Raw genomic sequence first — 21459 nt, 5'->3', positions numbered from 1 at the left:
GAACCATGTCCCTGACGTTCACGAACCTCCTGCGCCAGGCGCGCACCGGCCTGGGGCTGCTGCTGGCGGCCACCGTGGTGCTCGGGCTCCTCTACCCGCTGGCCGTCTTCGGCGTCGGCCGCCTCCTCCCGGGCCGCGCCGACGGGCAGATCCTGTCCAGCGGGGGCCGGCCCGTCGGCTCGGCGCTCATCGGGCAGGAGTTCACCGGCGAGGAGTGGTTCCGGCCGCGACCCTCGGCCGCGGGTGAGGGGTACGACCCGACGTCCAGCGGCGCGTCGAACCTCGGGCCGGAGAGCGCCGACCTGCTGGCGGCCGTCCAGGAGCGCCGCGCCGCGGTCGCGGCGGCCGACGGGACGGACCCGGCCGACGTCGCCCCCGACGCCCTCACCGCCTCCGGGTCGGGCCTGGACCCGGACATCTCCCCGGAGCACGCCCGCCAGCAGGTCGCCCGGGTCGCCGCGGCCCGCGGGCTGGACGAGCAGCGGGTGGCCGCCCTCGTCGCCGACCACACCGAGGACCGCCCCCTGGGGTTCCTCGGCGAACCGGTCGTCAACGTCCTGCAGCTCAACCTCGCCCTGCAGCGGCTCACCTCCTGAGGGCCCGCCGCGATGGTGCCGCAGACTGCGGGGGTGGACCCCGACACCCGGCCGGCCCCCTCCCCGCGCAGCGAGTTCGTCCGCCGGGGGAGGTTGCGGGTCTTCCTCGGGGCCGCCCCCGGGGTCGGCAAGACGTTCGCCGCCCTCGACGAGGCCCACCGGCGCCTGGACCGGGGCACGGACGTGGTGGTCGGTCTCGTGGAGTGCCACCGCCGGGAACGGACCGAGGCCCTGCTGGCGGGGCTGGAGGTCCTGCCGCGCCGCAGGGTGGGGCACCGCGGTCTCGACGTCGGGGAACTCGACGTCGCGGCCGTCCTGCGCCGGCGCCCCGAGGTGGTCGTCGTGGACGAACTGGCCCACACCAACGCCCCCGGCGTCGTCGAGGCGGGGGGCCACGCCAAGCGCTGGCAGGACGTGGAGGAGATCCTGGCCGCCGGGATCGACGTCGTGTCCACGGTGAACATCCAGCACCTGGAGTCCCTCAACGACGTCGTCGAGCACATCACCGGCATCGAGCAGCGCGAGACCGTCCCCGACGCCGTGCTGCGCGCCGCCGAGCAGGTCCAGCTCGTCGACATGACCCCTGAGGCGCTGCAGCGCAGGCTCTCGCACGGCAACGTGTACGCCTCCGACCGGGTGGACGCGGCCCTGTCGAACTACTTCCGCACCGGCAACCTCACGGCGTTGCGCGAACTGGCGCTGCTGTGGCTGGCCGACCGCGTCGACGAGGGCCTGGAGCGCTACCGCGCCCAGCAGGGGATCGAGGCGACCTGGCCGGCCCGCGAACGGGTCGTCGTCGCCCTCACCGGCGGTCCCGAGGGCGCCACCCTCGTCCGGCGCGCGGCCCGCCTCGCCGGCCGCGGCGCCGGCGGGGAACTGCACGCCGTGCACGTGGCCCGCGGGGACGGGCTCGTGCGCAGCTCCCCGGCCCGCCTCGCCGAGCAGCGCGACCTCGTCGAGGCCCTGGGGGGCACCTACCACCAGGTCGTGGGGGAGGACGTGGCCGCCTCGCTGCTGGAGTTCGCGCGCGGGGTCAACGCCTCCCAGGTCGTCGTCGGCGCCAGCCGGCACCGGCCGCTGACGTCCCTGGTGCGCCGGGGGGTCGGGGACGCGGTCGTGCGCGGGTCCGGGGCCATCGACGTGCTCGTGGTGACCCACGAGGCGCAGGCCCGGCCGTTCGGGCTGCCCCGACCGGCCCGGGCGGCCCTGTCCGCCTCGCGCCGGGTCCTGGGCTGGGTCGTGGCCGTCCTGGGCCCCCTGGCCGTCACCGCCCTGCTCCTGGTGTTCCCGCGCCAGGACCTCTCGACCGACCTCATGGTCTTCCTCGTCGTCGTCGTGGGCGCCGCCCTCGTCGGCGGGGTGCTGCCGGCGGTGGCCGCGGCCCTGACCGCCGGGCTGGCCGTCAACTGGTTCTTCACCGAGCCCGTCCACCGGTGGACGATCGCCCAGCCCGCGAACGCCGTGGCCCTGGCCGTCTTCCTGCTCGTCGCCCTGGCCGTCTCCACGCTCGTCGACACCGCCGCCCGGCGCACCCGCGACGCCCAGCGGTCCCGCGCGGAGTCCGAGGCGCTGTCGGTCCTGACCCGCACGGCCCTGCTGGCGGTGGACCCGTTGAGCGAGGCGCTGCGCCACACCCGGCAGACCTTCGCGGTGGACTCGGTGACGCTGCTGGAACGGGCCGACGAGCACGCGCCGTGGACGGTGGCCGGCGCCGCGGGGGACCCGGTCTGCTCCCAGCCGTCCGAGGCCGACACCGAGGTCGTCGTGGACGAGCGCACCTGCCTCGTGCTGCGCGGCCGGCTGCTCGTCGCCGGCGACCGCCGGGTCCTGGAGGTGTTCGCCGCGCAGGTCGCCGCGGTCCGCCAGCGCCAGCGGCTGCGGGCCGAGGCCGCCCAAGTGCGCCGGCTGGAGGAGGGCGAGGCCGTCCGCGGAGCCCTGCTGACGGCCGTCTCGCACGACCTGCGGACCCCGCTGGCGACCCTCAAGGCGTCCCTGGACAGCCTGCGGGCCACCGACATCGACCTGCCCGAGGAGGTGCGGGCCGAACTGCTGGCCGAGGTCGGGACCTCGGCCGACCGGTTGCAGGGCCTCATCGACGACCTCCTGGACCTCACCCGCGTGCGCAGCGGGGTCGTCGAACCCCTGCTCGTCGTCGTCGACCTGGAGGAGGTGGTGGCCGCCGCCGTGCGCGACCTGCCCGGCCTGGACGTCCACGTGCCCGCCGACCTGCCGCCAGTGTGCACCGATCCCGGGCTGCTGCAACGGGTCGTGGCCAACCTCGCGCAGAACGCGGTCCGGCACGGCGCGGGCGCCGGTCCCGGCGGCGTGCAGGTGCACGCGGTGGTGGCGACCGAGGACGGCCGCCGCGCCGCCCGGCTGCTCGTCGTCGACCACGGCCCCGGGCTGCCCGGGGCCGCCAAGGAGCGCGCCTTCACCCCGTTCCAGCGGCTCGGTGACCGCACGACCGACGGGCTGGGGCTGGGCCTGGCCGTGGCCCGCGGGCTGGCCGAGGCCGTCGGGGGACGGCTGGAGGCCGAGGACACCCCCGGGGGCGGGCTGACGATGGTGCTGGACCTGCCGCTGGCCGGTCCCGACCCGGCCGCCGGAGCCACCGGGCCCGCCGGACCCGCCGGGGCTGCGGCAGGATCGGTGGCGTGAGCAGAGTCCTCGTGGTCGACGACGAACCCGGTCTGCGGCGGGCGCTGTCGATCAACCTCGGCGCCCGCGGCTGGGACGTGACGGTGGCCGCCGACGGCGCCGCCGCGCTGGAGGCGGCCGCCTCGACCCACCCCGACGTCGTCCTGCTGGACCTGGGGCTGCCGGACCTGGACGGCCTGGAGGTCCTGGCCGGTATCCGCGGCTGGAGCCCGGTGCCGATCATCGTGCTCACGGCCCGCACCGCCTCGGCCGACGCCGTCGACGCCCTCGACGCCGGAGCCGACGACTACGTCACGAAACCGTTCGCGATGGACGTGCTGCTGGCCCGGTTGCGGGCCGCGGTGCGCCGCGGGGCCGGCGGCGGGGACCGGCCCGCGGAGGTGGTCGACGCCGGTGGCCTGCACATCGACCTGGCCCGCCGCACCGTGGCGCGCGAGGGGGAACCGGTCAGGCTCACGCCCACCGAGTGGCACCTGCTGCAGGTCCTGGTCACCAACGCGGGCCGGCTGGTCAGCCAGGCGCAGTTGCTGCGGGAGGTGTGGGGGCCGGCCTACGGGCGGGAGACGAACTACCTGCGGGTGTACGTGGGTCAGTTGCGCCGCAAGCTGGAACAGGTCCCCTCCGCCCCGCGGCACCTCATCACCGAACCCGGGATGGGGTACCGGTTCGAACTGTGAGGCCGCCGCGTCCGGTCAGTGCCGGATCCACCCGAACGTCCGCCGTACGGCCTCCTGCCAGTCCTGCCACCCGCGCTCGCGGACCTGCGGTTCCATCGCCGGCGTCCACTGCCCGGCCCGGTGCCAGCGGCGGCGCAACGCCTCGCGGTCGGGCCAGAAACCCACCGCCAGCCCGGCGGAGTAGGCCGCGCCGAGCGAGACGGTCTCGCTGACCATGGGCCGCACCACGGGGGCGTCCAGGACGTCGGCGACGGTCTGCATGAGCAGGTTGTTCGACGTCATGCCGCCGTCGACGCGCAGGGAACGCAACCGCAACCCCGCGTCGGCGTCCATCGCCTCGACGACCTCGCGCGTCTGCCACGCGGTCGACTCCAGCGCGGCGCGGGCGATGTGCCCCTTGGTCACGTACCCCGTCAGGCCGATGAGCAGACCCCGCGCCTCGGCGCGCCAGTGCGGGGCGAACAACCCCGAGAACGCGGGGACGAAGTAGCAGCCGCCGTTGTCGGGGACGGTGCGGGCCAGGGTCTCCACCTCCGGGGCGGTGGAGATGAGGCCGAGGTTGTCGCGCAGCCACTGCACGAGCGCCCCCGTCACCGCGATCGAACCCTCCAGCGCGTACACGGGGGGTTCGCCCGCGACCTGGTGGGCCACCGTCGTCAGCAGCCCGTGCGAGGAGCGGGTGATCTCGGCGCCGGTGTTCATCAGCAGGAAGCTGCCGGTGCCGTAGGTGCACTTGGCGTCGCCGGGGGAGAAGCAGGTCTGCCCGAACAGGGCGGCCTGCTGGTCGCCCAGGGCCGCCCCGATGACGGCGCCGGGCACGACGGTCCGGGCCCGGCCGTAGACCTGGGAGCTGGGCACGATCTGCGGCAGCGCCCGGCGGGGCACGCCGAACACCTCCAGCATCTGCTCGGAGTAGTCCAGGGTGGCCAGGTCCATGAGCATCGTGCGGCTGGCGTTGGTGACGTCGGTGACGTGCCGGCCGCCGTCGGGGCCGCCGGTCAGGTTCCACACCAGCCAGGAGTCGATGGTCCCGAACAGGACCTCCCCGGCCTCGGCCCGCCGCCGCAGCCCCGCGTCGGCGCGCAGCATCCAGGCCAGCCGGGGGCCGGAGAAGTACGTCGTCAGCGGCAACCCGCACACGTCGGTGAACCGGTCGGCGCCGCCGGCCGCGGCGGACAGCTCCTCGACGAGGTCGGCCGTGCGGGTGTCCTGCCACACGACCGCCGGCCCCACGGGGTCACCGGTGCGCCGGTCCCAGGCCACGACGGTCTCGCGCTGGTTGGTGATGCCGATGGCGACCACGTCGGCGGGGGTGGCCTCGACCTGGGCCATGGCCTGCGGCACGAGCCGGGCGACGGTGCGCCAGATCTGCGCGGCGTCGTGCTCGACCCACCCGGGGCGGGGGTAGTGCTGGCGGTGCTCGCGCTGGGCGACCGCGACGAGGCGGCCGGAGTGGTCGAACAGGATGCACCGGGTCGAGGTGGTGCCCTGGTCGATGGCGACGACGTAGCCCTGGTGCTCGGGTCGGCGCTCGCTCACGCCGTCATCCTGCCCGACCGGGCCCGCCGGCCACCGGAGTTCACCGGTCCCGCGCGCCGAGCCCGCGGGAGATCGAGCGCGCGGCCTGGCGCACCGCGGGGACGAGCCCGGCGCGGGGACGACCGCGGGCGTCGACGATGCGGTCGACGTCCCCGTCCACGCCGATGGCCCCGACGACGATCCCGCCGACGTCGCGGACCGGGGCGGCCACACCGGCCACCCCGGGGACGGCCTCCTCGACCTCTAGGGCCCAGCCCTGCTCGCGCACGGCGGCCAGGGTGCGGCGCAGCGCGGCCGGGTCGACGACCGTGCGCCCGGTCAGGGCGATGAGGCGCCGGCGGTCGGGGCGCACGGGGGCCCAGGCCAGCAGGACCTTGCCCAGCGCGCAGGCGTGCGCGGGCTGGGAGGTCCCCGTCCGCAGCTCCTGGGCGCTGTCGTCGGGCCGGAAGACGTGGTGCACGACCAGGGCCCGCCCCTCGACCAGGGTGGCGAGCCGGACCGACTCCCCGGTCCGGCTGGCCAGGGAGTCGGCCCAGTTCACCGCGCGGGCGCGCAGGTCGTTGGCGTCGATGCGCGGGCGGCCCAGGTCCGACAGGTCCGGCGCGGCGCGGTAGGAGCCGTCCTCGTCCTGCACGACGAGCCCGACGTCGAGGAGGGTCCGCACGATGCCGTGCGCGGTGGTCTTGGCCAGCCCCAGGGCGTTGCCGATGTCGACGATGCCCAGGCCCTGGCCCGCCCCGGCGAGCAGGCGCAGCACGGCGACCGCTCGCTCGATGGACTGGATGGGCCCGGGCACCGGGCCATCCTGGCCCAGCCCGGCGCCGAGGCCCAGCCGCCCGGGCCGAGCCGGTGCCGGGCCCATGCCGAGCCGGTGCCGGGTCAGTCCCGGGAGGGGGCCTCGGCGGCCGCGTCGGCGGGCACGACCATCTCGATGGCGCCGCTGCGGACGTCGTAGATCCCGCCGGCCACCGGCATCGCCGGCGGCAGGAACGGCCAGGAGCGGATGCGCTGGACGTCGGTGACGAGGGTGGCGCGCTGGTCGGCGATGGTGCGGAAGTCGATGCTGCGCGAGTCCACGCCCTGCGCGAGCACCTTGGCGTGCACGTCGCCGTCGGTGTTCTTCGTCATCCCGCAGTCGGTGTGCGCCAGCAGCAGGACGCGGTCGACCCCGAGCAGGTAGTGGGCCAGGACGAGGGTGCGCAGGGTGTCGTCGGTGACGCGGGCGCCGGCGTTGCGCAGGATCTTCGCGTCCCCCTTGACCAGCCCGAGCATGTCCAGGGGGGAGATGCGCGAGTCCATGCAGGTGATGACGGCCAGGCCGACGCCGGCGACCCCGGGTCGGCCGTCGTCGACGAAGGTCCGGGCGTACTCGGCGTTGGCGGTCAGGACGTCGGCGAAGGGATCCACGGCGTCATGTCTTACCACTGCACGGCGGGAACGTCGCCGGTGACGGCGGGCAGGGTGATCCGGCACCGGATGCCGTCGGCGAAGACGGCCGTGACCTCCCGGTCGCTGACCGTGACCTGCGGGGCCGGGCCCGGGTCCGCCGCCGACAGCGCCGCGGTGGCCACGGCGGGGGAGCGGTCTGCAAGGCCCCGCAACCGGGGCACCAGGGCCCACCGGCCGAAGGCGGTCCCGCCGGGGGCGCGCACGACGTCACCGGTCTCGAACCCGGCGGCGGCCTGGAACCGGGACTGCAGGCCCGCGCCGTCGAGGCGGACCGCGGAGCCGGACACCTGCGCCGACAGGTCCGCGGGACGTCCCGCGGCCAGCGCCCAGCCGGTCGCCGAGACGGGGGTGCCCGGCGGGACCGCCTCCCAGCCGAACACCCGCACCTCCCACGCCGCGTGGGCGGTCACGACGCACAGGACGTGCGCCTGGGGCAGGTCCATCCCGGCGAAGGCGGGCCGGTGCCGGCTGGCCGCCCAGCCCGGTCCGGTGCCGACGGGCTCGAACCCGGCGCGCACCCCCTCCCCGCCGGCGGGGGCGCCGGGGAGGAACCCGGGCCGGTGCACCAGGACCGTGTTGTCGGCGACGTTCCCGGTCGTGGTGGGCCCGGTCCGGGTGGAGTAGGCCAGCCGGGCGTAGAGCGGGTCGACCCCGGTCGGCTGCCCGGGGCGGTGGTGGTCGGCGCCGTGGTTGTGCACGCGGACCAGCCCGTCGGGGGTGTTCTGCACGAGCCACCCGGGCGGGGCCACCGGGGTGGTGCGCGCCGGGCCGGTGGCCGGGACGGGTTCCTCCGTCGCGGTCCACAGCGGGTGGTCGGCCGGGGCCAGCAGCGCGACGAAACCCTTGGACATCCAGTACGGCGACCCGGGCCCGGAGTAGGGCTGCACGCTCGCGGCGTGCGGTCCGTACCAGCCCCGCACGTACAGCCCGTCGACGGTGGGGCCGCGGTCCAGGAAGTGCCGCACCGCCCCGGACAGCAGGGACCGGCTGACCCCGGGGGACCACGGGGTCGCCCCCGTCACCGCCCCGCCGGCGACGGCGCCGACGGCGGCGAACCGGTAGGTGAGGGAACGGCCCTGGTGCAGCGGGGCGCCGTCACCGTCGAACGTGCGCCCGAAGACGGTCAGGAACTCCCGCAACCGGCCCCCGAACCGCTCGGCCAGCGCGGCGTCGGACCGCAGGTGCGCGTGCAGCACCGGGTACAGGTGCATGGCCCAGCCGACGTAGTGGTCGAACATCCGCCCGTCGCCGTCGGAGTACCAGCCGTCCCCGCGGTACCAGCCCTCCAGCAGTTCCAGACCGCGCTCGACCGTGCGGGCGGTCTCCTCGTCCCCGCGGCCGCACCCGGTGAGGAAGGAGGCCACGGCCAGGGGGAACAGGTACCAGTTGTTCGGGGCGGGTTCGTGGCGCAGGCTCTGGCGCAACCACGTCTCGACCTGGTCCTTCTCGGCGTCGGACAGGCTGTCCCACAACCACTCCCGGGTCAGGTCCAGGGCCAGGGCGATCGAGGCGGACTCGACCATGGGCTGACCGCCGTCGTGGATCGAGCGCACGGGGGGCCAGGACTCGGCGTCGTCGGCACCGGGGGTCCGGGTCCCGGCCAGCAGCCCGCGGCGGTAGTGCTCCAGGTGCCCGTGGGGGTCCTCCCCGGCGGCGCCGGCGACGCGGAACGCGGCGGTGAGGAACGTCCGGGCGAAACCCTCCAGGCCGTCGGAGACCCAGCCCGCCGCCGAGGGTTCACCGGGCAGGTCGATCCGGGCGAAACCCGGCGTGGCCCACGGGCGGACGGCCAGCAGCAGGTCGTCGGCCACGGCCAGCCAGTGGGCGCGGGTCCAGCCGGTGAGGGGGGACAGGACCCGGTCCTCGGGGACCTGGGACAGCAGCGACACGGGGGGCCTTCCTAGGCGGTGCGGGACAGGGCGGGGTGGGGCACGGGGTGGTGCAGGGGCAGTCCCGCGGCCAGCCGGTCGACCTCGGCCGCGGCGGCGGCCGTCAGGCGGCGCAGTTCGTTGCCCTGCGACCCCGCGAGGTGCGGGGTGAGCACGACGTTCGGCAGGTCCCACAGGGGCGAGTCCGCCGGGAGGGGTTCGGGGTCGGTGACGTCCAGGACGGAGGTGAACCGGCCGGTGCGCAGTTCGGCCTCCAGCGCCGCGGCGTCGACGACGGCGCCGCGGGCGGTGTTCACGAGGGTGGTGCCGTCGCGCAGGGCGGCGAGCACCCGGGCGTCGACGAGACCGCGCGTGTCGGGCAGCAGCGGGGTGTGGATGCTGAAGACGTCGCTGCGCTCGGCGAGTTCGAGCAGGCCGACGGGTTCGGCGCCCAGGGCCCGCAGGTCGGCGTCGGGGACGTAGGGGTCGTGGACGAGGAGTTCGAGGTCGAAGGGCCGCAGCAGTTCCAGCAGTCGGCGGCCCACGAGGGAGGCCGACAGGATCCCGACGGTGGCCCCGTAGTTCCCGAGGTTCCTGGGGTTCCCGGGGTTCTCCGAGTTCCCGGGGTTCCCGGGGTTCAGCGGGTCCGGCGCGCCCGGCCGGGCGCGCCGGGCGCGGTACCCGCGGGTGGCCCCCAGCACGTCCTTGCCGGCCAGCAGCACGACGGCCAGGGTGAACTCGGCCACGGGCACGGCGTTCTGGGCGGCCACGGACGACACGACGATCCCCCGTTCCCACACGGCCGGGGTGACGTGCCCGCGCACCGACCCGGCGGTGTGGACGACGGCCCGCAACCGGGGGGCCGCGGCGACGGCCGCGGCGTCCAGGACGGGGCAGCCCCAGCCGGTGACGAGGACGTCGACGTCGGCCAGCGAGGCCAGCGCGGCGGGGCTGGTGAACTCGGTCAGGACCCCCGGGGCGAGGTCGACGCTGCGGCTCAGCCGGTCCAGGAACGAGGTGTCCACGATCCGGTCGTAGGTGGGCAGGCTCATCGCCAGCGCGGCGCGCATCATGGTGCCGGACCCTGTCGTCGCGGGCCCCGCCCCGTCAAGATCGATCGATCGTTCTAGACCGTTCGATCGGCCTGACGCTGTGCCGCTCGACGAGGTGCGGGGCGATCTCCAGGTGCCGGTAGGGGGCGTCCGGGGTGGCCTTGCGCCACGCCAGCAGCTCCACCGCGGCCCGTCCCACCTCCCGCTTGGGCGGGGCCACCGCCGTCAGCCGCACGTCGCCCAGACCGGCCACGACGTCGTCGTAGGCGACCAGGCTCACGTCGTCGGGCACCCGCAACCCCGCCCCGGCGAGCTGGGGGACGAGCGTGAGGGCGTCGGCGTCGGAGTGCACGAACACGGCCGTGGCCTGCGTGCGGCGGACGGCCTCGGCGGGGTCGGGGGCCCGGCCGGTCCCGCCGGCGTCGGAGCCGTCGGAGCTGAGCAGCGGTTCGGACAGGACGGGCAGGCCCAGGGACCGCAGCGCGTCCCGGAAGCAGCCGCGCACGGTCCGCGCCGAGGGGGAGTCGTCCCGGCAGAACCCGACGATGCGCCGGTGCCCGTGGGCCCGCAGGTGCGACAGGGCCAGGTGCACCCCGGTCGCGTGGTCGCTGCGGACCGCGTCCCGCTCGGCCAGCGCCGACCCGCGGGGCGCGAACCGCTCGACCACGACGAGGGGGACCTGCGGCGGGCACACCGCGGCCACCGGGTCCGAGGCCACGTCCTCGGCCGAGCGCCAGCGCGGCGCGTAGAGGATGCCCGCCAGGTCCGGGGCCTGCAGCGCCCGGCGCACCGCGGCCGCGGCCGTCGCCTGGTCCCGGGCCACCTCCAGCACGTACCGGCCGCCGTGGGCGGCCACGGCGGCGTCGGCGCTGCGCAGGATGACCCCCAGGTAGCTGGTCGGCTCCCCGACGGCCACGACCCGGCCCAGGGCCGGGGTGTCCGGGCGGGCGGCGCTGACGACCCCGTGGCGCCGGTGCAGCCGTCCGGCCGCGGCCAGGGCCTCCACGTCGCGGCGCACCGTGACGGGGGCCGTGCCCAGCTCCGCCGCGAGGTCGGCCACCCGGGCCGAGCCGCGCGCGGCGACCAGTGCCGCGATGCGCTCGCGCCGCGCTGCCGGTCCGTCCACGGGGGCTGGCGTCGCATCGGTCACCGGCCGAACGCTAGCCTCCCGGGGTGCCGATCCTCGTCGTCCGCCACGGACAGACCGCCTGGAGCCTGTCCGGGCAGCACACCGGCAGCACCGACGTGCCGCTGACGGCGGTCGGGGAGGACCAGGCCCGCCGCCTCGCCCCGGTGTTCGCCGGCCGCGACCTGGCCGCCGTCCTGGTCAGCCCCCGCCAGCGCGCCCGGCGCACGGCCGACCTGGCCGGCCTGGGGCAGGCCCCCGGTGGGCTGCGGGTCGACGACGACCTCGTCGAGTGGGACTACGGCGCCTACGAGGGGCGCACGACGGCCGAGATCTCCGCCGAGCTGGGACGGCCCTGGTCCGTCTGGCACGACGGGGTGGTGCCCGGGGAGACCCCCGGCGAGACCGTCCACCAGGTCGCGGTCCGCGCCCGCGGCGTGCTGCGGCGCGCCGAGGCCCTCGCCGGCCCCGGCGGCGGGCAGCGCGGGGACGGCGGGGACACCCGGGACGTCGTGCTCGTCGCGCACGGGCACTTCCTGCGGGTCCTGCTGGCGACCTGGCTCGGCCTGTCGCCCACGGCCGGCGCCCTGTTCGCCCTGGAGGCCGGGACCTGGGGCCGGCTGGGCCACGAGCACGGCCGCCGCGTGCTGGAGCGCTGGAGCGTCCCCCCGGGCGAGTGAGGCCCGCGCCGGACCCGGACGCAGACCCGGACGCGGCCCCGGGCTCACGTCCGCGCCGTGCCCGCCGATGGGACAGGGGTGAGTCCCGCCTCCGCGCTCGCCTGGGCCGTCGCCGTCCTGGTCACGGTGGTCTCCGCGGTGGCCCTGACCGTCCTGGTGCGCCAGCGCGACCGCGTCCGGGCCGACCTGGCCCGCACCGACCCGCTCACCGGGCTGGGCAACCGCCGGGCCCTGCACGAGGACGCCGGACCCCTGCTCGCCCGCGGCGGTCGCCTCGGCCTGCTGCTGCTGGACCTCGACGGGTTCAAGGACGTCAACGACACCCTCGGGCACGCCGCCGGGGACGAGGTGCTCGTCCAGGTCGCCGGCCTCCTGTCGGCCACCCTCGCCGAACGCGGCACCATCTCCCGGCTCGGTGGCGACGAGTTCGCCGTCCTCGTGCCCGACCCGCAGGACGGGGAGCTGGAGGTCCTGGCCAAGCGGCTGCTCACGGCGCTGGCCGTCGGCGGCCTGCACGCCGGGGTGGTGCCCCTGGACCTGCAGGGCAGCATCGGCGTGGCGGTCTCCGGCGCGGACGGCGGTTCGCTGGGGGAACTGCTGCAGCACGCCGACACCGCGATGTACGCGGCCAAGCGGGCCCGCGCCGGGGTGATGCGCTACGACGCGGCCACCGACCCGCACTCGAGCGGGGCGCTGGAACTGCTGGGGCAGTTGCGCGCGGCGATGGACTCCGACCAGCTCGCCCTGCACTACCAGCCCAAGGTCTCCGGCGACGGCAGCCGCCTGCTGGGGTTCGAGGCCCTCGTGCGCTGGAACCACCCCGTGCGCGGGGTGCTGCTGCCGGCCGACTTCCTGCCCTTCGTCGAGCGGACCCACCTCATCCACGCCCTCACCCGCTGGGTGCTCATCACGGCGCTGCGCCAGGCGGCGACGTGGCGCGCGCAGGGTCTGCAGACGTCGATGGCGGTCAACGTCTCCGCCGTCAGCCTGGACGCCGGGTTGCTGGGCATCGTCGAGGAGGCCCTGGCCCTGACGCGGTGGAACCCCGCCGACCTCGTCCTGGAGATCACCGAGACGGCGATCATCCACGACCCGGCCGGCGCGCGGGCCACCGTCGCCCGGTTGCGCGAGCGGGGCGTGCGCGTCGCGGTCGACGACTTCGGCGCCGGGTCCACGAGCCTGGTCCACCTGCGCGGGCTCGCGGTGCACGAGCTGAAGATCGACCGGCAGTTCGTCCGGGACCTGGCCGCCCACCCCGAGGACGAGGTGATCGTCTCCTCCGTCATCGCCCTGGCCCACCGGCTCGGGCTGACCGTCGTGGCCGAGGGCGTGGAGACGGTGGCCGCCGCGGACCGCCTGTGCGCGTTGGGGTGCGACGAGCTGCAGGGTTTCCACTTCGCCCGGCCGCTGCCGGCGGAGGAGGCCGTGGCGTGGGTGCGGGCCGAGGGGCTGACCGGCGCCGCCGTCGAACTGCGCTGACCCGGTCTCAGTCCACGTCTCAGTCCACGACGGCGAGGGCGTCGATCTCCACGAGCATCTCCGCGCGCGGCAGTCCCGTCACGACGGTGGTGCGCGCCGGCAGGACCCCCGAGGGGCAGGTGCGCGTCACGAACTCGCCGTAGGCCTCGTTCATCGCCGCGAAGTCCTCCCGGGTCGTCAGGTACACGCGCAGCACCACGACGTCCTCCAGGCCCGCCCCGCCCGCGCGCAGCACGGCCTCCACGTTGCGCAGGGTCAGCGACGTCTGCGCCCGCACGTCACCGGGGTGCAGGTACTCCCCGGTGGCGGGGTCGACCGGGCCCTGGCCGGAGACCTGCAGCAGCGGGCCCTTGCGCACGCCCTGGGAGAACGTGTGCGCGGGGGCGGGCGCCTCGGTCGTGCGGACGGCGGTCTTGGGCTGGTTCACGGCAGGACTCCCGGGTCGGGGCGGAACCCGCGGTCGCGGGCGATGTCCGCGGTCGCGGACGTCTGGTTCTCGGCGTGCTCCTGCGTCCATCCGCGATCGGCGACGTCGGCCGGTTCGGCCGGCCACCGCGCGGGGTCGGCGAGCGTGCGGTCCGTGCGGTGCGGCGGGGCCTGCGACCCCACGCGCGAGGCCATCCGCACGGGGGCGTCCCGCGGTTCCGGCTCGTCGACGCAGGTGGCCCGGCACCGCCCGCCGTGATCGTCCAGGACGGCGACGTGGGCGGTCTGCCCGACCTCCTCGCGCAGGGCCCGCAGCACGCTCTGGCTCACGGTGCGGGCAGGGCCGGGACGTCGAGGGGCCGGTCGGCGCGGACGACGAGAGCGGCTGCGGCGCAACGGTGCCCGAACGCCACCGACGCCTCGACGGGCAGTTCCCGGTTCCGCGCGGCGAGGTACCCGGCGGCGAAGGCGTCCCCGGCGCCGACGGGTTCGACGACGTCGACGGGCAGGGCCGGGACGTGCCGGTCCGGGGCGCCGGGTTCCAGGACCAGCACCCCGTGCTCCTCCTGCTTGAGCAGGACCCGGCGGGCCCGGGGGAACCGCTCGCGCAGCCGGGCGGGGTCGTCGGTGCCGAACACCGCGCGGGCCTCGTCGGCCCCGAGCAGGAGTTCGTCGGCCGAGGCGGCCAGGTCCCGCAGGGGCGCCTCGTCGCGGTCGCGCCACAGCGCGGGGCGGTGGTTCAGGTCGACCGACAGCGTCGCCCCGGCCGCGTGGACGCGGGCGGCCAGCGCGGCGCAGAACCGCGCCGCGGACTCCGACAACCCGGCGGTGATGCCGCTGACGTGCACGACGGCGGCCCGGTCCAGCACGGCGGCCACCGCCGGGTCGTCCAGGTCGGCCGGGGACAGGGCCGAGGCGGCCGACCCGCTGCGGTAGTAGTGCATCCGCGAACGGCGCGAGCCGTCGGCGGCCGTGCCGGGGGCCTTGACGTACAACCCGGTCGGGCGGGCGGGGTCGGTGGCCACGGCGCTGACGTCGACGCCCGCCTGCGTCGCGAGGTCGCGGACGTGCTCGGCGAACCCGTCGTCGCCGAGGCGGGAGACCCAGGCCACGTCGACCCCGAGCCGGCCCAGGGTCAGCGCGACGTTGAGCTCGGCGCCGCCGACGGTGCGGGTGAACGTGTCCGCCGCGGCCAGGGGGACGTCGTGGGCCGGGGTGAGCACGACGAGCGCCTCCCCGACGCACACGACCGGTCCGGTCGCAGGGGTGTGGACCTTTGACCCGGGCACGGGCCGATGCTAGAACGGCGTGACGATCACGTGCAACGACCGTTGCACCTGGTGCACCGCAACCGGTGCACCGCGACGGTGCACCGCGACGGGTGCACCGCGAGGGGAGGGCCCGTGGCCTACGACGCGCACCACCTCGGACCCCTGGACCCCCGGTCCAAGGCCGTGCCCGTCACGGCCTGGGGCGAGGACGCCGCGGAGTTCGCCGCCCGCCGGCCCCGCTTGGAGGAGCTGCCCACCCCGCTGCTGACCCTCGACGCCGGGGCGCTCGCGGACAACGTGGCGACGCTGGCGCGGTGGACCGCCGAGGTCGGCGTCGACCTCGCCCCGCACGGGAAGACGAGCATGGCGCCCTCGCTGTGGCGCGAGCAGCTCGCGGCCGGGGCGATCGGCCTGACCGTCGCGACGCCCTGGCAGGTCTCGGTCGCCCTGCGCGAGGGCGTGGACTGGGTGCAGGCCGCCTACCCCGTGCTCGACCCCGCGGTGCTGCGCTGGCTGTCCGCGCCCCGGTCCGGGCGCGTGCTCGTGTGGGCCGACGGGGTGGACGTCGTGGCGCGGATGGCCCCGCACGTGCGCGGGGCCGCCCAGCCCCTGGACGTCCTCGTCGAGCTCGGCGGGGCCGGTGGCCGCACGGGGGCCCGGTCCCTGGACGCCGCCGTCGACGTCGCGCGCGCGGTCCGCGCCACGCCCGGGCTGCGGCTGGCCGGGGTGGCCGGGTACGAGGGCGCCCTCGCCCACGACGCCTCCGCGGGCAGCCTGCGGACCGTCCGGTCCTGGGTCGCCGACCTCGCCGCCCTGCACCGGCGGCTGGTGCAGGAGGGGACCTACCCGGCCGACGTCCCCGGCGGCCTCGTCGTCTCCGCGGGCGGCAGCGCCTACTACGACGTCGTCGTCGAGGGCCTGGCCGGTCTGCACGACCCCGCCGGCGGGGTCCGCGTCGTGCTGCGCTCGGGGGCCTACGTCGGGCACGACGACGGGTTCTACCGGCAGGTCACGCCCGTGAACCGCCTGCGGTCGGGGGGTCTGCGCTCGGCGCTGCACGGGTGGGTGCGCGTCGTCTCCCGCCCCGAACCCGGGCTGGCCCTGGCCGACGCCGGCAAGCGCGACCTGCCGTTCGACGAGGGGCTGCCCGTCGTGCAGGCCGTGCGCCGCGGCGGGGACGGCGACACCGAGGACCTCACCGGGTGCACGGTCAGCGCCCTGAACGACCAGCACGCCTTCGTCCGGTTCGGCGCGGGCGTCGACCTGCGGGTCGGGGACGTGCTGCGGCTGGGGATCTCCCACCCCTGCACCGCCTTCGACCGGTGGGGCCTGCTGCCCGTCGTCGACGACGCGCTCGCCCCGCAGCCCGTGCTCGTCGACTGGGTGCGCACGGTGTTCGGGTGAGTCCCGGGTGAGTCCTGAGTGAGTTCCGGGTGAGGTCCGGGTGAACCTCCTCGTCCGCGGCGCCACCCTCGTCGACGGCACGGGGGCACCGGCGCGCCGCGGTGACGCGCTCGTGGTCGAGGGCCGCATCGCCGCACTGGGCGAGGTCGGGACCACCGCCGGGGCGCGGGTCCTGGACGCGCGCGGGCTCGTCCTGGCGCCGGGGTTCATCGACCTGCACGCCCACTCCGACCTCGCCGTCCTCACCGACCCCGGGCACCTGGCCCGCACGACCCAGGGCATCACGACGGAGGTGCTCGGGCAGGACGGGCTGAGCTACGCCCCCGTCGACGACGCCGCCCTCGCCGTGCTGCGCGAGCAGCTCGCCGGCTGGAACGGCGTGCCCGACCTGGAGTGGGACTGGCGCACCGTCGGGGAGTACCTGGACCGCGTGGACCGCGGCGCCGCCGTCAACGTCGCCTACCTCGTGCCGCAGGGGACCGTCCGCGCCGTCGTCGTGGGGACGCAGGACCGCCCGGCGACCGCCGCCGAGCTCGTGCGGATGCGCGAGCTCGTGGCGGCCGGGATGGCCGACGGGGCGTTCGGGATGTCCAGCGGGCTGACGTACGTGCCCGGGATGTTCGCCGGCACCGACGAACTCGTCGCCCTGTGCGAGGTCGTGGCCGCCGCGGGGGGTTTCTACGCCCCCCACCAGCGCTCCTACGGCCGCGGGGCGCTGGCGGCGTACGCGGAGGTGGTCGAGGTCGCCCGCCGGTCCGGGGTGGCGCTGCACCTGACGCACGCGACGATGAACTTCGCCGTCAACGCCGGGCGCGCGGGGGAGTTCCTGGCCCTGGTGGACGCCGCGCTCGCCGACGGCCTCGACGTCACCCTGGACACCTACCCCTACCTGCCCGGTTCCACGACGCTGGCCGCGGTCCTGCCGAGCTGGGCCTCGGCCGGGGGCCCGGCCGCGGTGCTGCAACGCCTTCGGGACCCGGAGGCGTTGCGGCGCATCCGGTACGCGCTGGAGGTCCAGGGGTCCGACGGCTGCCACGGTGTCGTCGCGGACTGGGCCACCCTGCAGGTCTCCGGGGTGCGCGACCCCGGGCTGTCCGGGATCGTCGGCGCGACGATCGCGCAGGTCGCCCGTGCGCGCGGCGCCGACCCGTTCGACGTGTTCGTCGACGTGCTGCGCCGCGACCGCCTCGGCACCACGGTCCTGCAGCACGTCGGCCACGAGGAGAACGTGCGCGCGATCATGCGGCACCCGCGGCACTGCGGCGGCAGCGACGGCCTGCTCGTGGGTGCGCGACCGCACCCGCGCGCATGGGGCACGTTCCCGCGCTACCTCGGCCACTACGTGCGCGAGGAGGGGGTCCTGGGCCTGGAGGAGTGCGTGGCGCACCTGACCTCCCGGCCGGCCCGCCGGCTCGGGCTGCGCGACCGCGGCGTCCTGCGCCCGGGGGCCGTCGCCGACCTCGTCCTGTTCGACCCCGCCACGGTCGCCGCCGGGGCGACGTTCCAGGAGCCGCGGGAACCCGCGGTCGGGATCCCGCACGTCCTCGTGGGGGGAGTCCCGGTCGTGTCCGACGGGGTGCGCACGGACGCCGTCCCCGGGCGCGCCCTGCGGCACCGGACGCCCGGTCGCACCGTCGCCCCGTAGCCGGTGTGCGGCGTCAGGGGTGCAGCGCGCGGGCGGGTTCGGGCCGGTGCACGCCGCGCGGGCGGAACCCCAGGACGTCGGAGACGCCGCACAGGTCGGCGAGCAGCCACACGATCGCCAGCCACATCTCCGTGCCCTGCAACCCCGGTTCGCGGCCGACGGCGAACGCGAAACCCGCCCCGTCCCGCCACGTGCGCAGCGCCCCGGTCAGCAGCCCGCGGGCGGCGGTGACGACCTCCTCGCGGCGGTGCGCCGTCTGCCGGCCCGCCAGCCACAGCGGGTGCGCGACGTCCAGGACGTTGCAGGCGTTGCGCCGGTCGGGGGCGAAGAACCGCTGGTCGCGCAGGTGGGTCAGCACGGTGTCCACGAGGCGGTCGGGGTGGGGCAGCGGCACGTCGAACTGCGCGAACGTCCCGCGCGAGGCGCGGTAGAACCCGTTCACCACCTGCAGCGCGCCCTCGCCGGCCGGTGCGGTGCCCCACGCGCCCGTGCGGGGGTCGCAGCGCAGCGTCAGCCAGCCGAACAGGGTTTCCGCGGTCCCGGGCACGCCGGGTTCACCGAGGTCGAGGTTCCAGCGCAGCGCCGTGCCGACCGCGTCGACCCACGCCCCGGCCCCCCAGGCCCGCGTCGACCACGGCAGGCCGTCCAGGGCCGCGACGAGGTCGGCGGGGGAGGTGCGCGCCACGTGGTGCACGGGGTGGTGGAACCGGCGCCCGTGCAGGTCGAGCGCGTACCCGACGCACAGCACGTGGTACAGGACGTCGCCGTCGTCCGGGTCCGGGGTCCCCGGGACGGGGGAACCGTCCGCGCCGAACCGGCGGACCAACCCGTTCCCGCTGTCCTGCAACGACTGCAGCCGGTCCAGCTGGTCCTCCAGCGGGAGCTGGGCCGGGGCGCCGTCCAGGAGCAGGGCCGCGACCTCCAGCGCGTCGCACTGCGCGCGCACGGTCGGTCCCGCCCCGGGGCGGTCGAGGAACTGCCCCCCGGGCAGGGCGGGGTCCCAGCAGCGGGCGAGGACGTCACCGGCCTGCTCGCGGGCGCGCCGCTCGAACCGCTGCAGCGCACCGACGAGGTCACCGGCGAGGTCACCGGTGACCTCGTCGGCACCGGCCGGGGGGACCCGCCAGCGGATCCGCTGGGCGGGGTTCCCGCCCACGATCGCCCCGGCCGGGACGTCCTTGGTCACCACGGCCCCGGCGGCCAGGACGGCGTGGTCGCCCACGGTCACCCCGTCGAGGACCACGACGTGCGAACCGATCCACACGTCGTCCCCGACGGTGATCCCCCGCGAGGTCAGCGGCTGCCGGAACACCTCGGTGCCCGGTGCGGTGCCGTGGTTGAACGCCAGCAGCGAGGTGTGCGCCCCGATGCGGACCCCGGAGCCACCGCGGACGGTCCCGCGCACGACGGCCCCGTGGTTCACCGTGGAGTCCGGGCCCAGGGCGACGGAACCGCTGAGGTGGGTGTGCGCGGCGACGTAGCTGCGGTCACCGAGCGCGAGGTCCTCGGTCTCGACCGCGGCGAAGGGGCTGACGAAGGCGTCGGTGCCCAGGCGCCAGGCGTGCGCCGCGGTGTAGCGGGCCTGCGCCGCGCGCTCGGCGTCGGTGGCCTCGTGCCGGAACCGCCACGGTTCGACGTCGAACCCGTGCGCCCCGCGCACCTCGACGTCCGGGCCACTGGTCATCGGGACCTCCGCCGGTGGAGTAGGTAAGCGCTTGCCGAAAACCTAGCACCGGTGGGCCGCCACCGGCAGGGGCCTGCGGGTGGCGGCCGCCGGGGAACGCGGGGGGAGGGTCAGGGGGACGCCGGGATCGTGACCGACGGGCTGGCCACGACGGGGGTCAGGGCGTGGACCAGGGTCGTGCGCCCCCCGTCGTGCCCCCCGTCGTGTCCCCCGTCGTGTCCCCCGGGCCCGCCGAGCGCGGTGAGGACGGCGAGCGCGCCGGCGGGCAGCAGGTCGGCCCGCACGGCGAGGTTGGCCACGGTGTCGTGCCGGTGGTCCCCGGGGGCCGCGGCGGGGGAGACCCGGCGCACCGGCCCGGTGGTGGCGGTGGCGCCGGCGCGGTGGTGCCGGACGTGCTCGGTGATCCAGTCCGGGCCGACCGCGACGTCCGGGGTGCTCGTGAGGACGACGGTCGTGGCCGTGTCGGGCAGGCGCAGGGGCAGACCCTCGGCGGCCCGGGTCAGCAGTCGCACCACCTCCGCCGCCGGGTCCACGTCCCGGTCCACGGCCGGTCCGGGCCCGGGGTGGTGCTCGACCTGCAGGTCGACGTCGTCGAGCAGGTCGAGCAGGGGGACCCAGCTGGCCAGGACGCGGGCCGTGGCCGCCGCCGGGGCGGACGTCGTGATGAGCAGCGTCGTCGCGACCCCCGCGGCCGAGGCCTCGTCGGCCGCCTCGATGAGGTGGTCGAGGCTGTCCTCCAGCGCCGCCAGGTCGCCGGGCAGCACGGGGAGCAGGGCGACCGCCCGGGTCACGCGCACGTGGGACCGCCCTCTCGACAGGTTGTTCAACCTTGTTTACTCAGGGTGATGGGTCTGGTCAAGGCGATCCCCGCCGGGCCGACGTCCGATGGTCACCCGCCCGTCACCCGCCGGACGGGGAACAGGCCGGTGTCCGGGGGCAGGGTGGGGCGGGTGACCCACGCCGCCGACGTGCCCGACCTGTCGCACCGCACGGGCTACGACCCGCGCTTCCTCGCCCCGGGCCCGCCCGTCCCGCTGCCGGTCCCGCTGGACGGGGCCCCCGTCGTCGTCCTGCCGTACACGCACTTCTCGGTCGTGCACCGGCCCGACCGCCGGCTCGCGGCCGCCACCGTCGTCGCCGTGGACGGCGCCGCGCTCGTGGACGTCCCGCGCCGCGGCGACGGGTGGTTCCTCGACCCGCGCCTGGCCCCCGACGAGCAGGCCGGGGCGCAGCTCTACGCCCGCAACGACCTCGACCGCGGCCACCTCGTGCGCCGGCGCGACGCGGGCTGGGGCCCGCAGGCGGCGCGGGCGGACGCGGACACGTTCGCCTACACCAACGCCGCCCCGCAGGCCGCGCGGTTCAACCAGTCGATGCAGCTGTGGCTGGGGCTGGAGGACCACGTCCTCGCGCACGCCCGGCGGTGGGGCACCCGGCTCGTCGTCGTCACGGGCCCGGTGTTCGCCGACGACGACCCGCAGTACCGGGGCGTGCGGATCCCGCGGCGGTTCTACAAGATCGCCGCCTACCTGCTGCCGCAGCCGGTCGGGCCGGGTGGAGCGGACCCCGGCGGACCGGTCCTGGCGAGCGCGGGGTTCGTGCTGGACCAGACGCCCCTGGTGGAGCAGGTCGTGCGGGCGCAGGCGCACGACGTCCCCGAGCTCGGGGGGTTCCGCACGTTCCAGGTGCCGGTGGAGGACATCGGCGACCTCACCGCGCTGGACCTGGGTCCGCTCGTGGCGGCCGACCGGATGCCGGTGCTCGTCCCGGCCGCCGCCCGCCCGGCCGGGGACCCGGTACCCGCCTGGCGCCCCCTGGCCGGGGCCGGCGACCTGCTCCTGTGAACCGGCCACCGGGACGGGGTGGGGACGACGACGGGCGCGGTCCCGCGGGGCCCACCAGGAC

19 protein-coding genes are annotated in these 21459 nt (G+C 76.6%); 8 read left to right on the top strand and 11 right to left on the bottom strand.

Annotated elements, in window-relative coordinates; translation table 11 throughout:
• Positions 1-5: 5 nt before the first annotated feature.
• From kdpC to AB2L27_RS17565, 3 genes are read left to right on the top strand one after another with little or no spacing between them, the layout of a single operon-like run.
• Positions 6-596 carry a potassium-transporting ATPase subunit KdpC gene (gene kdpC / locus AB2L27_RS17575; protein WP_370442792.1) on the top strand — a complete coding sequence of 197 codons (591 nt, stop codon included), beginning with the start codon at positions 6-8 and terminating at the stop codon, positions 594-596.
• 33 nt (positions 597-629) lie between these two features.
• The gene (locus AB2L27_RS17570) at positions 630-3254 is read left to right on the top strand and encodes a DUF4118 domain-containing protein (RefSeq protein ID WP_370442791.1); all 2625 of its coding nucleotides are present in this window, start codon (positions 630-632) and stop codon (positions 3252-3254) included.
• Positions 3251-3931, top strand: a complete 681-nt coding sequence (locus tag AB2L27_RS17565; RefSeq protein ID WP_370442790.1) for a response regulator — start codon at positions 3251-3253, stop codon at positions 3929-3931. Before AB2L27_RS17570 ends, AB2L27_RS17565 begins: the two co-directional genes overlap by 4 nt.
• Before the next feature lie 15 nt (positions 3932-3946).
• Here the strand turns inward: AB2L27_RS17565 and glpK are convergent, their stop codons facing one another.
• From glpK to AB2L27_RS17535, 6 genes are all read right to left on the bottom strand, one after another.
• The gene (gene glpK, locus AB2L27_RS17560) at positions 3947-5470 is read right to left on the bottom strand and encodes a glycerol kinase GlpK (protein ID WP_370442789.1); all 1524 of its coding nucleotides are present in this window, start codon (positions 5468-5470) and stop codon (positions 3947-3949) included.
• A 40-nt stretch (positions 5471-5510) separates the two neighbouring features.
• Positions 5511-6266, bottom strand: coding sequence for an IclR family transcriptional regulator (locus AB2L27_RS17555; protein WP_370442788.1), 756 nt, complete (start codon positions 6264-6266; stop codon positions 5511-5513).
• 83 nt (positions 6267-6349) lie between these two features.
• Positions 6350-6877 (bottom strand): beta-class carbonic anhydrase, encoded by a 528-nt coding sequence (locus AB2L27_RS17550; protein ID WP_370442787.1) that lies wholly within the window; start codon positions 6875-6877, stop codon positions 6350-6352.
• An 11-nt stretch (positions 6878-6888) separates the two neighbouring features.
• Positions 6889-8808 (bottom strand): DUF2264 domain-containing protein, encoded by a 1920-nt coding sequence (locus tag AB2L27_RS17545; protein WP_370442786.1) that lies wholly within the window; start codon positions 8806-8808, stop codon positions 6889-6891.
• An 11-nt stretch (positions 8809-8819) separates the two neighbouring features.
• Positions 8820-9860, bottom strand: coding sequence for a hydroxyacid dehydrogenase (locus AB2L27_RS17540; protein WP_370442785.1), 1041 nt, complete (start codon positions 9858-9860; stop codon positions 8820-8822).
• Positions 9861-9894: 34 nt separating this feature from the next.
• Positions 9895-10965: a substrate-binding domain-containing protein gene (locus AB2L27_RS17535; RefSeq protein ID WP_370442784.1), complete on the bottom strand. Its 1071-nt coding sequence runs from the start codon at positions 10963-10965 to the stop codon at positions 9895-9897.
• A gap of 47 nt (positions 10966-11012) precedes the next feature.
• On the opposite strand from AB2L27_RS17535, the gene AB2L27_RS17530 reads away from it, so the two are divergent.
• A complete protein-coding gene (locus tag AB2L27_RS17530; RefSeq protein WP_370442783.1) occupies positions 11013-11645 on the top strand; it encodes a histidine phosphatase family protein in 633 nt (210 codons plus the stop codon).
• Positions 11646-11723: 78 nt separating this feature from the next.
• Positions 11724-13124 carry a putative bifunctional diguanylate cyclase/phosphodiesterase gene (locus AB2L27_RS17525; RefSeq protein WP_370442782.1) on the top strand — a complete coding sequence of 467 codons (1401 nt, stop codon included), beginning with the start codon at positions 11724-11726 and terminating at the stop codon, positions 13122-13124.
• Between the two features lie 19 nt (positions 13125-13143).
• Here AB2L27_RS17525 and AB2L27_RS17520 read toward each other — a convergent pair whose 3' ends face one another.
• Genes AB2L27_RS17520 through AB2L27_RS17510 form a run of 3 tightly spaced genes read right to left on the bottom strand, consistent with a single transcriptional unit; the run spans position 13144 to position 14839 of the window.
• On the bottom strand, positions 13144-13551 hold the full coding sequence (locus tag AB2L27_RS17520; protein WP_370442781.1) for a RidA family protein: 408 nt from the start codon (positions 13549-13551) through the stop codon (positions 13144-13146).
• Complete coding sequence (locus AB2L27_RS17515) at positions 13548-13880, bottom strand: IclR family transcriptional regulator (protein WP_370442780.1); 333 nt, start codon at positions 13878-13880, stop codon at positions 13548-13550. The genes AB2L27_RS17520 and AB2L27_RS17515 overlap by 4 nt, the downstream gene beginning before the upstream one ends.
• Positions 13877-14839, bottom strand: a complete 963-nt coding sequence (locus AB2L27_RS17510; protein ID WP_370442779.1) for a sugar kinase — start codon at positions 14837-14839, stop codon at positions 13877-13879. The genes AB2L27_RS17515 and AB2L27_RS17510 overlap by 4 nt, the downstream gene beginning before the upstream one ends.
• A 114-nt stretch (positions 14840-14953) precedes the next feature.
• Here AB2L27_RS17510 and AB2L27_RS17505 point away from each other — a divergent pair, with 114 nt between their 5' ends.
• Entirely contained in the window at positions 14954-16225 is a 1272-nt protein-coding gene (locus AB2L27_RS17505; RefSeq protein ID WP_370442778.1) for a type III PLP-dependent enzyme domain-containing protein, read from the top strand.
• Positions 16226-16265: 40 nt separating this feature from the next.
• On the top strand, positions 16266-17870 hold the full coding sequence (locus AB2L27_RS17500) for an N-acyl-D-amino-acid deacylase family protein (protein ID WP_370442777.1): 1605 nt from the start codon (positions 16266-16268) through the stop codon (positions 17868-17870).
• Between the two features lie 13 nt (positions 17871-17883).
• Here AB2L27_RS17500 and AB2L27_RS17495 read toward each other — a convergent pair whose 3' ends face one another.
• Positions 17884-19554: an acyltransferase gene (locus tag AB2L27_RS17495; protein ID WP_370442776.1), complete on the bottom strand. Its 1671-nt coding sequence runs from the start codon at positions 19552-19554 to the stop codon at positions 17884-17886.
• A gap of 110 nt (positions 19555-19664) precedes the next feature.
• Positions 19665-20345 carry a hypothetical protein gene (locus tag AB2L27_RS17490; protein ID WP_370442775.1) on the bottom strand — a complete coding sequence of 227 codons (681 nt, stop codon included), beginning with the start codon at positions 20343-20345 and terminating at the stop codon, positions 19665-19667.
• A 159-nt stretch (positions 20346-20504) separates the two neighbouring features.
• Here AB2L27_RS17490 and AB2L27_RS17485 point away from each other — a divergent pair, with 159 nt between their 5' ends.
• Entirely contained in the window at positions 20505-21398 is an 894-nt protein-coding gene (locus AB2L27_RS17485; protein WP_370442774.1) for a DNA/RNA non-specific endonuclease, read from the top strand.
• The last annotated feature ends 61 nt before the right edge of the window (positions 21399-21459 follow it).

This window comes from Kineococcus halophytocola (assembly GCF_041276425.1).
GTDB classification, from domain to species: Bacteria; Actinomycetota; Actinomycetes; order Actinomycetales; family Kineococcaceae; genus Kineococcus; species Kineococcus halophytocola.
This window is presented reverse-complemented; position numbering and strand designations above follow the sequence as displayed.

What these genes read in the sequence shown, in the direction of transcription:
- kdpC (WP_370442792.1), top strand. Translation starts at nt 6, where the DNA reads ATGTCCCTGACGTTCACGAACCTCCTGCGCCAGGCGCGCACCGGCCTG.
- AB2L27_RS17540 (WP_370442785.1), bottom strand. Translation starts at nt 9,860, where the DNA reads ATGATGCGCGCCGCGCTGGCGATGAGCCTGCCCACCTACGACCGGATC.
- AB2L27_RS17495 (WP_370442776.1), bottom strand. Translation starts at nt 19,554, where the DNA reads ATGACCAGTGGCCCGGACGTCGAGGTGCGCGGGGCGCACGGGTTCGAC.